This is a genomic window from Actinomadura sp. 21ATH (assembly GCF_041951345.1).
Lineage (GTDB): Bacteria > Actinomycetota > Actinomycetes > Streptosporangiales > Streptosporangiaceae > Spirillospora.
On the sequence record NZ_JBGNUR010000001.1, the window covers coordinates 1,236,335 to 1,248,790 of the forward strand.

The following is a 12,456-nucleotide window of genomic DNA, read 5'->3' on the forward strand; positions in this document are numbered from 1 at the left end:
CCTGCCTGCTCGCTTACGGGAGGAAGGGCAGCGGGTTGTCGCGCTGCCCGCCCTGCTGTTGGCCGCCCTGCTGGCCGTTCTGCCGGGTGCCGGCGCCGCCGCCGGCCTGGGCGTCGGGGTCCTTGATGGACGCCGGGATGGGGATCAGGTTCTGGAGGTAGGCGTCGAACCAGCGGCCGGTCCCGGTGACGTCCGAGAACTGCCGCGCGAACGGCGCGAACAGCTGGAGGATCCGGTCCAGGTTCTTCTGGTTCTTCAGCAGGACCCCGTTGACCTTCTCCAGGTTGTCCAGCATGGGGCGGAGCTGCCCCTCGTTCTCCTTGATCAGGGCGTTCACCTGCTGGGACAGCACCACGGTGTTGACCAGCAGCTGGTGGATCACCTGCCGCCTGGCCCGCACCGCCTGGAGGATCTTGTCGCCGTCCTGGATCAGCCGGGCGAAGTCCTGGTTGCGGTCGGCGAGCAGCTGCGACACGTCCGCGGCGCGGCCGGTCAGCTCGTGCAGCTCCCTGTCGCGGGAGGCGACGGTGTTCGACAGCCGGCGCAGGCCCTTCAGCGACGCCTGGATCTCCTCCGGCGAGTTGCGGAAGGTGTCGGCCAGCACGTCGAACGACTGCGCGACCTGCTTGTGGTCGATCTTCTGCACCCGCTGGGTCAGCTCGCTGATCGCGGGGACCACCTCGAACGGGACGGTGGTCCGCTCGACCGGGATCTCCTTGCTCAGCCGGCCCGTGCCGCGCGGGTCCAGGGCGAGGTAGTGCGCGCCGAGCATCGTCTTGATCTTGATCTCGGCGCGGGTCAGGTCGCCCAGCCGCACGTCGTCGTTCACCCGGAAGGTGACCCTGACATGGTCGCCGGCCAGCTCCAGCCCGGTGACCTGGCCGACCTTGACCCCGGCGACGCGCACCTCCTCGTCCGCCTTCAGCCCGGCGGCCTCGGCGAACGCGGCGGTGTGCTCCCGGCCGCCGCTCAGGAACGGGATGCTGTTCAGGTTCATCGCCACCAGCAGGGCGACGATGATGACGGCGAACGCGGTGAGGCCGATGGGGACCGGGTTGCGCTCCCGGAAGGGGATCCTCATCTACTTGCACCTCGCGTTCTCGTTCACGATCGCAGGGGTCTGGTAGACGGGACCGCCGGGCAGCCGCACGCGCGCGTCCATGCCGCAGACGTACATGTTGAACCAGGAGCCGTAGGAGGAGATGTTGATCAGCTCCTCCATCTGGTGCGGCGTGTTGCGCAGGGCCCTGTCCACGTCCCCCTTGTTCGCGTCGAGCGTCCCGGCCAGCTTGCGCAGGCCCGCGACGTCGTTCCGGATGCTGGGACGGGCGCTCTTGAGCAGGTCGGCGGTGGTGCCCTCCAGCTGGTTGATCGCCGCGACCGAGTCGAAGATCGCCTGCCGGTCGTCGGCGACGCCGCTCACGAACCCGCGCAGGTCGGCGATCAGCCGGTTGACCTCGCCGTGCCGCTGGTCGATGGTGCCGAGCACCTTGTTCAGGTTGTCGATCACCCGGCCGATGACCTGGTCGCGGTCGGCGAGCGTGTTGGTCAGCGACGCGACGTGCGTCAGCAGGCTGTTGACCGTCCCGGCCTCGCCCTGGAGCGTCTGCACGATCTGGAACGCCAGCTTGTTGACGTCGTCCGGCTGGAGCGCGGTGAACAGCGGGCGGAACCCGTTGAACAGCACGGTCAGGTCGAGCGCGGGCTTGGTCTGGGACACCGGGATGGTGCCGCCGGGCCGCAGGTAGTCGTTCGGCGCGCCCGGCCCCTCGACCAGCGCCAGGTAGCGCTGCCCCATGAGGTTCCGGTAGCGGACGTTGACCTGCGTGGACTTCGGCAGCCCGGCCTCGAAGACGCCCTCCTTGTTGACGCTGAACGTCACCTGGGCCTGGTTGCCGCGCCGCAGCTCGATCTTCTCGACCTGGCCGACCCGGACGCCGGCCACCCGGACGTCGTCGTTCTCCAGCAGGCCGGCCACGTCGGTGAAGACCGCGCTGTACGAGCGGGCGTCGGTGAACCGGACGTTGGCGATGGTCATCGCGAGCACGCCGGTGGCCAGCGAGGTGGCCAGCACGAAGATCAGCAGCTTGACGGCCGCGCCGGTGGTCTTCACTGGACGTTCACCACCGATCCGCGCAGCAGCGGCCCGTACAGGAGCTGGGCCACGTCCGGCACCTCGCCGGCGGGGGTCCGCGTCATCGGCCCCACGATGTTGTTGATCCGCTCACGGTCGCTCATGTCCTGGCCGGGGTCGACGAACACGCCCGAGGTCGCGCGGTTGCGGTTGCCGGCGGCGCCGTGCGGGTTCTGGTCGTTCGGGTCGTGCGGGTTCTTCCACCAGAGGTCGTCCTGGGTGCCGTCCAGGGCCATGTAGTCGGGGAAGGGCACCTGGGGGTTGGGCAGGTTGTAGCAGCGCGGGTTGCGCTGGTCCTTCGCCTCGGGCACGTCCAGCGGGTACTTGTACGCCGGCCGCGGCTTGACGATCTCGATGGTCAGGTTGAACGAGGAGTTCTTGCCGCCGCCGGCCTCCTCGGCCCGCTGCTTGATCTTCAGCATGCCGTCCAGGACGCAGGGCAGCGAGGGCGAGTAGCGGGCGACCAGCGACAGCCCGTCCCGGCTCGCCACGTTCATTCCGATGATCTTCGGGGTGTTGTCGGCCACGAACCGGTTCCCCTTGTCACCGAACCCGGTCACCATCGGGATCAGGTCCTCGATCTCGCGGCGCTTGTCGGTGATCGTCTTGCTGGTCACGTTGATGTTGCGCAGCGTGTTGAGCAGGTCGGGTGCCGCGGCGCTGTAGATGTCGGACACGTCCGACAGGGCGCGCAGGTCGTACACCAGCGTCCGCAGCTCCGGGTTGATCTTCTTCAGCAGCGCGTCCGCCTGCTCCAGGTTCCGGCCGATCTGCTCGCCGCGGCCCTGGAGGGCGGTGGCGACCGCGTTCAGGGTGGCGTTCAGCTTCTCCGGCCGTACGGCCTGGAGCAGCGGCAGCAGGTTGTTCAGCACCCGGTCGATCTCGACCGCGGTCTGCGACCGGTCCTGCTGGATCACCTGGCCCTCGCGCAGCCCCTTCGCGCCGGCCTGCGCCGGGATCTGGAGGTCGACGTACTTCTCGCCGAACAGCGTCTTGGGCAGCAGGCGCGCCTGCACGTTCCCGGGGATGAGTTCGGCCTTGTCCGGGTCCAGGGCGAGGTCGATCTCGGCCCCGTCCGCGGTCGCCCGGGTGCCCCGGACCTCGCCGACGATCAGGCCGCGGACCTTGACGTCCGAGCGCGGCAGCAGCTGCAGGCCGGCCCGCTCGGCCCGTACCGTCACCTCGGTCACCGGGGTCAGCGCCTTGTTGAACAGGGCGACGGTCAGCGCCAGCAGCAGCGCCAGCACGACCACCATGGACAGGCCCAGCAGCTGGTAGCGCGCGCGCTGGGACAGCCCCTTCGGGTTGGCGACATGGGTCATCGCGCCGTCACCCCGCTATCCGTACGGTCGTGGTGGCTCCCCAGATCGCCATGCCCATCATCAGGTCGGCCAGGTTGATGACGACGATGCTGGTCCGCACGGCGCGGCCCACCGCGACGCCGACCCCGGCCGGGCCGCCGCTGGCGTTGTAGCCGTAGTAGCAGTGGATCAGCATGACCAGGATGGAGAAGACGATCACCTTTCCGAACGACCACAAGATGTCGTACGGCGGCAGGAAGAGTTTGAAGTAGTGGTCGTAGGTGCCCGTCGACTGCTCGTAGAAGATCGTCACGATCAGCCGGGTGGCGCCGTACGAGGCGAGCAGCCCCACGATGTACAGCGGGATCACCGCGATCATCCCGGCGATCAACCGGGTGGTGACGAGGAACGGCATCGACGGGACGGCCATGACCTCCAGCGCGTCGATCTCGTCGGAGATCCGCATCGCGCCCAGCTGGGCGGTGAAGCCGCAGCCGACCGTGGCCGACAGCGCCAGCGCCGACACCAGCGGGGCGATCTCGCGCGTGTTGAAGTACGAGGCGACGAACCCGGTGAACGCGGCGGTGCCGATCTGGTTCAGGGAGTTGTAGCCCTGCAGCCCGACCTGGCTGCCGGTGAAGAACGTCATGAATCCGACGATCACCACGCTGCCGCCGATCACGGCGAGCCCGCCGGTGCCGAGGCTGACCTCGGCCAGCAGCCGCATCACCTCGGTCCGGTAGCGGCGCAGCACCCGGAAGATCCAGGCGAACGCGCGCGCGTAGAACGACAGCTGGTGGCCGAAGTCCTCCAGGCGCTGGAGCGGGGTGCCCAGCCACCTGAAGAACGGCTTGCCGGTGCCTCCGAAAGGCGTGCTCATCACATGCCCTTCTGGGGGACGAACTGGAAGTACAGGGTGGAGATCAGGAAGTTCTCCAGGAACAGCAGCATGAAGGTGATGACCACGGTCTGGTTGACCGCGTCGCCGACCCCCTTGGGCCCGCCCTTGGCGTTCAGCCCCTTGTAGGCCGCGACGAGCCCGGCCGTGATGCCGAAGACGAACGCCTTGATCTCCGCCTGGATGAGGTCGGGCAGCTGCGCGATCGCGTTGAACGAGGCCAGGTAGGCGCCGGGGGTGCCGTCCTGGAGCATCACGTTGAACACGTAGCCGCCGGCCAGCCCGACCACCGAGACCAGGCCGTTGAGGAACAGCGCGACGAACGCGCACGCGAGCATGCGCGGCACCACCAGGCGGTGCAGGGGGTTGATCCCCAGCACCTCCATGGCGTCGATCTCCTCACGGATCTTGCGGGAGCCGATGTCGGCGCACATGGCCGAGCCCGCGGCGCCCGCGACCAGCAGCGAGGTGACCAGCGGGCTGGCCTCGCGGACGATCGCGACCACCGCGGTGGCTCCGGTGAACGACTGCGCGCCCAGCTGCCGGATCAGCCCGCCCACCTGGAGCGACAGGATGCCGCCGAAGGGGATGGCCACCAGCATCGTGGGCACGACGGTGACGCTGACGATGAACCAGGCCTGCTGGATGAACTCACGCCACTGGAACGGCCAGACGAACATCGCCCGGACGGTGTCCAGGCAGAGAGCGAAGAACCTGCCCGGTTCCCTGATGACGACGTTGGCCGCGCCGTCGGAGATCTTGCGGAACGTGGCGGGGGCACCGCCCCCCTTGCCTCCTCGCTGGTCCGCGCCGATACCAGGAGTGGACATCAGGCCGTCGCACCCGCCCCGGGGTGTCCGCCGCCCTTGTAGACGCCCGGACCGGCCGCGCCGGCCACCGGGCCCATCGCGGCCACGTACCGCGGCCACTCCTCGACCCAGTTGCGGCCCAGGTCGTCGATGAACGAGCCGGGCGGCGGGACGACGCCGTGCGCGGCGCACCAGGAGCCGGGGGCGTGCTGGGTCGGCCGGATGCGGCCGTCGGACGGCATCAGCTGCGGCGGGATCGGGGGCAGCTTGCCCGGGTCGTGGCCCATCTTGGCCTCGGCCTCCAGCTCGGAGACGTCCTTCTCCTCCGACATGCCGATCGGGCCGACCTTGCGGGCGTTGAGGAACTGCCGGACGACCGGCTCCTCGCTGGACAGCAGCATCTCGCGCGGCCCGAACATCACCAGCTCGCGGCGGAACAGCAGGCCGATGTTGTCGGGGACGGTGCGGGCGGTGTTGATGTCGTGGGTGACGATCAGGAACGTGGCGCCGATCTGCGAGTTCAGGTCGACGATCAGCTGGTTGAGGTAGGCGGTGCGGACCGGGTCGAGGCCGGAGTCCGGCTCGTCCACCAGCAGGATCTCGGGGTCGAGGACGAGTGCGCGGGCCAGCCCGGCGCGCTTCTTCATCCCGCCGGAGATCTCGCCGGGCAGCTTCTTCTCGGCGCCGAGGAGACCGACCATCTCCATCTTCTCCATGACGATGCGCCGGACCTCGGACTCGCCCTTCTTGGTGTGCTCGCGCAGCGGGAAGGCGATGTTGTCGTAGAGGTTCATCGACCCGAACAGGGCGCCGTCCTGGAAGAGCACGCCGAACAGCTTCCGGGTGTCGTACAGCTGCGACTCGGGCAGGTACGGCAGGTCCCGGTCACCGATCCAGATGTGGCCGTTGTCGGGCTTGAGCAGGCCGACCAGAGACTTCAGGAAGACCGACTTGCCCGTGCCGGAGGGCCCGAGGAGAACGCTGATCTCTCCTGCGGGAAGCGTTAGCGATACGTCCTGCCAGATGGTCTGGCGGCCGAAGGACTTGGTCAGCCCTTCGACCCTGATCTCGACGCCCACTCGTCACCTTTCGTCCAGGCCGGGGGGTTCCGGAACCAATGAGCGAGTAGCACACTCAGGCTGCTGTCGCGCCATCACGCCTCGTGTCCAACCCGTTGCTACCGTCCGGTAGCTGTGGCGGGTGCCACTACCGTAGCGGCCCCTTACGAAAATGGAAGGGGGCGGGGTGCGGATCAGCAGTAAAAAAGTGGCGCTGTAAGACAATCGTTACTTACGTCGCCGGTGAGGCTACTGCCGGTGACACCCGGGCCCCGAACCCGGGGCTGAGGTGGACGGACGCTACGGGACGGACCACTGGGGCGCGATGCCTTGAGGGACGCTACGCGGGCTCCGCCGCCCCACACAACTCGCCTCCGTACCCGGTTTACGGACCTGGTTTATCACCCCCGGACAAATCGGCACCGGCCCCGCGGAACGGGCGCGGGGCCGCCCGCCGGAACCGTCCGGGAACGCGAAAGCGGCCGCCCCACCGAATGGGACGGCCGCTTCGCACGCGGGGCCGCGGAGCCGGCGGACCGGCTCCGGGCGGTGCCTCGCGAGGGTGCTGCGGGCCTTACTTGACGGTCACCGAGGCGCCGGCCTTCTCCAGGGCCTCCTTGGCCTTGTCGGCGGTCTCCTTGTTGACCTTCTCCAGCAGCGGCTTCGGCGCGCCGTCGACCAGGTCCTTGGCCTCCTTGAGGCCGAGGCTCGTCAGGGCGCGCACCTCCTTGATGACCTGGATCTTCTTGTCGCCGGCACCCTCGAGGATGACGTCGAACTCGTCCTGCGCGGCGGCCTCGTCGCCACCGCCGCCGCCACCCTGGGCGGCCGGGGCGGCCACGGCCGCGACCGGCGCGGCGGCCTTGACGTCGAAGACCTCCTCGAACTGCTTCACGAACTCGGAGAGCTCGAGAAGGGTCATCTCCTTGAAGGCGTCGAGCAGGTCGTCGGTGCTGAGCTTCGCCATGATGTGTTCCTCCGCTATGGCTGTGTGTCTGGGGTGGTGTGGAACCGCGGGTCCCTGCCGCTACTCGGCGGCGGGTGCCTCGGCCGTCTCGCCGCCCTCGGCCTCGCGCTTGGCGCGCAGCGCCTCGGCGAGCTGGGCGGCCTGGGTCGGGAGCGCGTTGAACAGGGCGGCCGCGTTGGCCATCGAGCCCTTCATCGCACCCGCCAGCTTGGCCAGGAGCACCTCGCGCGACTCGAGGTCCGCCAGCTTGCCGACCTCGGCGGCGTCCATCGACTGACCGTCGATGTAGCCGCCCTTGATCACAAGCAGCGGGTTCGCCTTGGCGAAGTCACGCAGCCCCTTGGCGGCCTCGACGACGTCGCCCTTCACGAAGGCGATGGCGGACGGGCCTTCGAGCAGCGCACGGAACTGCTCGTCGACACCGGCCTCGTCGGCGGCGCGCTTGGTCAGCGTGTTCTTCACCACGGCGAACCTGGCGTTCTCGCCGAGGTTGGTGCGCAGCTCCTTGAGCTGCGCCACCGTGAGCCCGCGGTACTCGGTCAGCACGGCGCCGTTCGAGCTCTCGAAGTCGTTCTTGAGCTCGGCGATCGCCGCAGCCTTTTCGGCCTTTGCCATGGGCCTCCTTCCGATTACCTGGGTGGGAAGCCGCCGGGGCGAAAAGCTCCAGAAAAACAGGAACGCCCCGGCGCAGGCGCACGGGGCGTGGCACGACGCTCGAAAGCGGAGGTCGTACGAAGCTCTCGTCTCACCTACGCGGGCCGCCCGAATCTCTTCGGGTCCTTCGGCCGCCCATGAGGGCGGCGACCGGCGGTCTTCGGCAACCAACAGGGTAAGCGCCCGCGGCGCCACTTACCAAATCGGCGCGCATGGGCGGCGGCGCACGGCCCCCTGAACGGGAACGGCCCGCCGGCGCCGGTGGGGCGCCCGCGGGCCGCGCCGTCATGCGGTCGTGCGGTCGTGCCGTCCGGGAGGGATCAGTTCCGCAGGCCCGGGAGGTTGAGGTCGCCGGTCTCCGCCGTCGGCGGGGCCACCACGTCGACGGGCGCGTTGTAGTTGCCGTACGTCGCGGTCGTGGTCATCTCGTTCGCGCCGGCCGCCAGCTTGACCGAGATCTTCCGCGGCAGGTCGTCGTCGCCGACCCACACGTCGAACGGGATCTCGCTGACCCCCAGCTGCTGGTACGACTGCCGCATGGCCTGCTGGCTCTCGGCGTCCAGCTGGGCCAGCGCCTCCTCCACGCTCACCGTCCCGGTGTAGTGCCGGGTCCGGACGCCCTCGACGGTCTCCATGCCGACCTCGCGGGCGTTCTTGGAGGCGGTGAACATCTTGGTCTGCTCGGCCGGGCTCTGCCGCCTGGCCTGCTCCATGGCCTGCTGCATGTTGACGCCGCCGGTCGCCTCCTGGCTCAGCTCCGAGAGCGCGACGCGCCCCCAGGGCTTGCCGCCGGCGGCCTCCTCCAGCCCCGGCATCTTCATGTACATCGCGTCGCCGATCAGGCGCATCTCGTACGCGGGGATCGTCTGGCCCCCGACGTTCATGGAGTCGAAGTTCATGCCCATCGCGACATCGGGCCGCAGCCGCATCTGGATCCTGGCGTTCATCTGTGTGGTCTGGCCCTCGGCCGTCCCGGCGATGCTCATCCCCATCGTGAACGAGTTGATCTGGCCGCTCTTCTGCGCGGCCTTGCCGAGGACCTGTGCCGCCGTCTGCTTGATGGCCTCACGGGCCTCGCCCGCCCTCTCCTTGGTCTCGCCGAAGCAGCCGGTGAGAGCGAGCGCGAGGCTCGTGGTCACGGCCGTGCCCGTGAGGAGGCGACGCAACATCGGGGTGTTCTCCTGTCGTCAACAACGCCCGGAACGCGTTCGCCGGACGCTATCTCTGACGCGCGAACGACCGTTCAGGTTTACATCTACCGATGTGTCCTGATTCAGTTGCGCGGCTTGTGACCGCCCAGGAGGCCGCTGAGGGACAGCTCGCCGACCTGGTCCGCGGGCGGCGGGTTCACGCTGATCGGCTTGCCGTAGTCGCGGTAGAGGACGGTCACCGTCCCGCTCTCGCCCTTGGCGGGGGTGCCCTTGGAGACGAGCTTGCGCGGCAGCTGGTCGGCCCCGGTCCACAGATCGAACGTGATCTTCTCGTTCGCGGCGCCCTGCGGGAACCACGCGCGCACCTTCTCGCGGGCCTGCGCGTCGAGCCGGCCCAGCGCGTCCTGAACGGTCACGGTCCCGGTGTAGTGCGTGGTGTCCACGCCGTCGACCTTCTCGGTGCCGACGCGGCGCACGTCCTTGGAGCCGGTGAACATCCTCGTCTGCTCGGCCGGGTTGATCTTCTGGACCTGCTGGACCAGGGCACCGGCGTCGAAGCCGAACTGCCGGCCGGCCTGGTCGACGTTCACCTTCAGCCACGGCTTGCCCTCGCCGACGAACCGGGCGAGCATCGGGACCTTCGCGTACAGCACGTTCCCGGTGTAGATCGCCTGGCCCTGGGCGCCCGGCACCGCCTGCCCGTTGCGGGACATCTCGTCCAGCTGCGCGCTGAACGTCAGCTCGGGACGCAGCCGGAACTGGCCGCTGGCCCTGACCCGGTTCGCGCCGTCACCGGTGTCGGTCACGGTCAGGTCGGCCTTGAACGTGTCCGCCCGCCCGGTCTTCTGCGACGTCTTGACCAGCGCTTCGGCGGCGGTCAGCTTCATGTTCCCGGTCGAGGTCTCCGCCCCGGTGCCGCCGCACCCGGCCAGGACGAGGGCGGTGCCCATCGCGGTGCCGCCGGCGGCCACGACGAATCGACGCTTCATGAGGAATGTGCCTCCCTTGTCGCCTGCTGGTGACCCCAGTCTCGTGCGGCCGCGGGCGGGCCACATCCCCCGCTGGTACGAATGAGGTGGATTCCCGTACGACTTCGGGGGTACCCGGACAAGCCCGTTCAGAACGCCAGCAAACCGGCTGAGCGGTACGCGCTGCTCAGCGGTACGAGTGGAACGTCATCGAGCCGGTGAACCGCGTCCCCGGCCCCGAGCCGTCCAGCCCGATCCAGGACGGCCGGCCGTTCCGGTCGGCCCGCAGGTCCAGCGCCACGGCGGTGCCGCCGGGCAGCACCTTGCGCGCCTCCGCCGCGGCCTGCTGCGGGAGCAGCGCGTACAGGTGGTCGAGGACCGTCGTCCCCTGGAAGCGCGTCGTGCCGGACGCGTCCGGGCCGGTCACCTTCAGCCCCGGCAGGCCGCGCAGGACGGCGGTCAGCAGCCGCGGATCCGACTCGTCCCGCATCTTGCCGATCTGGGCGGCCGTCAGCGTCGAGTGCGACCACGCCTTGCCGTCGTACCCCGACAGCCTGGTGCCCTCGATGATCACCTTCTGGGTGAGCGAGCTGAGCACGCCGCCCTGCATCGTCTCCCGGACGCCCGTCGCGTTCAGCGAGTACGCGGGCGACATCGTGAACGTCGCCGTCTCGCGCTGCCGCTGGTAGTCGCCGTTCGCCGCGCCGGACAGCCGCACCTCCGTCACCCGCACGAACGACTTCAGCCGCGGCGTTCCCGGCGGCAGGCCGGGAAGCTTCGCCGAGCCGCCGCCGCCCTTCTGGCCGCCCGCGCTCGCGGCGCCGCCGCCACCATTGCCGCCCGCCGCGGCCGTTCCGTTCTTCCCGCCGCCGGGGACCGGGGAGGTCGTCCCGGCGGGCGTCGCGTCCGGCGCGCCGGCACCGGGCCGGGCCTGCTGCTGCGCCGCCACGTTCGCCGGCGGACGGACCGGGTCCTCCTCGGGGGAGGACCCGAGGCTCGCCTTGACCACCACCAGCGCCGCCAGCGGGACCACCGTGACGGCGGTCGCGATCACGAGCGGGCGGTCCGTTCCGAGGCGCACCGGTCCTCCATGCAGAGCGGGAGTCGATTATTGGTGATTTAACACCATTCGCCCCACCTGCACCGTGGCCGGTCGCCCGCGGCGGCTGGCCTCATCCGGCCGTCCGGAAACGCGCGAAGGGGCGCCCCGTGGCGGGACGCCCCTCCTTTACGCCTTACGCGCGTACGGCCTGGATCAGCCCTCGTCGAGCTCCGCGGTGAGGTTGCGGACCGCGTTGGGGTCGACCGGGATGCTCGGCCCCATCGAGGTGGTCACCACGGCCTTCTTCACGTACCGGCCCTTGGCGGCCGACGGCTTGAGCCGCTGGATCTCCTCGACCGCGGCCGCGTAGTTCTCCACCAGCTGCCGCTCGGTGAAGGACGCCTTGCCGATGATGAAGTGCAGGTTCGCGTGCCGGTCGACCCGGAACTCGATCTTCCCGCCCTTGATGTCGGAGACGGCCTTGGCCACGTCCATGGTCACGGTGCCGGTCTTCGGGTTCGGCATCAGGCCGCGCGGACCGAGCACCCGGCCCAGCCGGCCGACCTTGCCCATCTGGTCCGGCGTGGCCACGACCGCGTCGAAGTCCAGGAAGCCGCCCTGGATCTTCTCGATCATGTCGTCCGAGCCCACCAGGTCGGCGCCGGCCTCGCGGGCCTCGTCGGCCTTGGCGCCACCGGCGAAGACCAGCACGCGGGCGGTCTTGCCGGTGCCGTTCGGCAGGTTGACGGTGCCGCGGACCATCTGGTCGGCCTTGCGCGGGTCGACGCCCAGCCGCAGGGCGACCTCGACCGTCGCGTCGAACTTGGTGACCGAGGTCTGCTTGGCCAGCTTCATGGCCTCGGCCGGGCTGTACTGCCGCTCGCGGTCGATCTGCTCGGCCGCGCTGCGGTAACCCTTGCTGCGCTTCATTCCGGTTCCTCCAATGGAACGTGTGGTACGGGCCGCGCGAGGCCCTTCCACGAACTGCTGCTACCGGTGGTACCCGGTACTACTTGACCTCGATGCCCATGGACCGCGCGGTGCCGGCGACGATCTTCTCGGCGGCGTCCAGGTCCTTGGCGTTGAGGTCGGGCATCTTGGTGGTCGCGATCTCGCGGATCTGGTCGCGGGAGACCGAGCCGACCTTGGTCTTGTGCGGCTCGCCGCTGCCCTTCTCGACCCCGGCGGCCTTGAGGATCAGCTGCGCGGCCGGCGGCGTCTTGGTGACGAAGCTGAACGACCGGTCCTCGTAGATGGTGATCTCTACGGGGATGACGTTGCCGCGCTGGGCTTCCGTCGCAGCGTTGTACTGCTTGCAGAAGTCCATGATGTTGACGCCGTGCGGACCGAGCGCGGTACCGACCGGCGGCGCCGGCGTGGCCTGGCCGGCCTGCAGCTGCACCTTGACGACGGCCGCGACTTTTTTCTTCGGAGGCATGCTCGCCTTCCCTCCGTTCCGTTGCTACGACCCCGA

The 12,456-nt window shown here is 69.5% G+C and carries 13 protein-coding genes; all 13 read right to left on the minus strand.

Annotated elements, in window-relative coordinates; genetic code table 11:
• Positions 1–13 precede the first annotated feature (13 nt).
• Positions 14–1,081 (minus strand): MCE family protein, encoded by a 1,068-nt coding sequence (locus ACA361_RS05920; RefSeq protein WP_375010736.1) that lies wholly within the window; start codon positions 1,079–1,081, stop codon positions 14–16.
• Positions 1,082–2,113, minus strand: a complete 1,032-nt coding sequence (locus tag ACA361_RS05925) for an MCE family protein (RefSeq protein ID WP_375010737.1) — start codon at positions 2,111–2,113, stop codon at positions 1,082–1,084.
• The gene (locus ACA361_RS05930) at positions 2,110–3,456 is read right to left on the minus strand and encodes an MCE family protein (RefSeq protein ID WP_375010738.1); all 1,347 of its coding nucleotides are present in this window, start codon (positions 3,454–3,456) and stop codon (positions 2,110–2,112) included. Before ACA361_RS05930 ends, ACA361_RS05925 begins: the two co-directional genes overlap by 4 nt.
• Positions 3,457–3,463: 7 nt before the next feature.
• A complete protein-coding gene (locus ACA361_RS05935) occupies positions 3,464–4,315 on the minus strand; it encodes an MlaE family ABC transporter permease (RefSeq protein ID WP_375010739.1) in 852 nt (283 codons plus the stop codon).
• Positions 4,315–5,013 carry an ABC transporter permease gene (locus ACA361_RS05940; protein WP_366617658.1) on the minus strand — a complete coding sequence of 233 codons (699 nt, stop codon included), beginning with the start codon at positions 5,011–5,013 and terminating at the stop codon, positions 4,315–4,317. Before ACA361_RS05940 ends, ACA361_RS05935 begins: the two co-directional genes overlap by 1 nt.
• Before the next feature lie 149 nt (positions 5,014–5,162).
• Positions 5,163–6,221, minus strand: a complete 1,059-nt coding sequence (locus tag ACA361_RS05945) for an ABC transporter ATP-binding protein (protein WP_375010740.1) — start codon at positions 6,219–6,221, stop codon at positions 5,163–5,165.
• Between the two features lie 553 nt (positions 6,222–6,774).
• The gene (gene rplL, locus ACA361_RS05950) at positions 6,775–7,167 is read right to left on the minus strand and encodes a 50S ribosomal protein L7/L12 (protein WP_375010741.1); all 393 of its coding nucleotides are present in this window, start codon (positions 7,165–7,167) and stop codon (positions 6,775–6,777) included.
• A 60-nt stretch (positions 7,168–7,227) separates the two neighbouring features.
• Entirely contained in the window at positions 7,228–7,782 is a 555-nt protein-coding gene (gene rplJ / locus ACA361_RS05955; protein ID WP_375010742.1) for a 50S ribosomal protein L10, read from the minus strand.
• A 359-nt stretch (positions 7,783–8,141) separates the two neighbouring features.
• Complete coding sequence (locus ACA361_RS05960) at positions 8,142–8,990, minus strand: hypothetical protein (protein WP_375010743.1); 849 nt, start codon at positions 8,988–8,990, stop codon at positions 8,142–8,144.
• Between the two features lie 104 nt (positions 8,991–9,094).
• Complete coding sequence (locus ACA361_RS05965; RefSeq protein WP_375010744.1) at positions 9,095–9,961, minus strand: hypothetical protein; 867 nt, start codon at positions 9,959–9,961, stop codon at positions 9,095–9,097.
• Positions 9,962–10,127: 166 nt separating this feature from the next.
• A complete protein-coding gene (locus ACA361_RS05970) occupies positions 10,128–11,021 on the minus strand; it encodes a hypothetical protein (protein ID WP_375010745.1) in 894 nt (297 codons plus the stop codon).
• Between the two features lie 174 nt (positions 11,022–11,195).
• Positions 11,196–11,912 carry a 50S ribosomal protein L1 gene (gene rplA, locus ACA361_RS05975; protein WP_375010746.1) on the minus strand — a complete coding sequence of 239 codons (717 nt, stop codon included), beginning with the start codon at positions 11,910–11,912 and terminating at the stop codon, positions 11,196–11,198.
• A 79-nt stretch (positions 11,913–11,991) separates the two neighbouring features.
• Complete coding sequence (rplK, locus tag ACA361_RS05980; protein ID WP_375010747.1) at positions 11,992–12,420, minus strand: 50S ribosomal protein L11; 429 nt, start codon at positions 12,418–12,420, stop codon at positions 11,992–11,994.
• Positions 12,421–12,456: the final 36 nt, after the last annotated feature.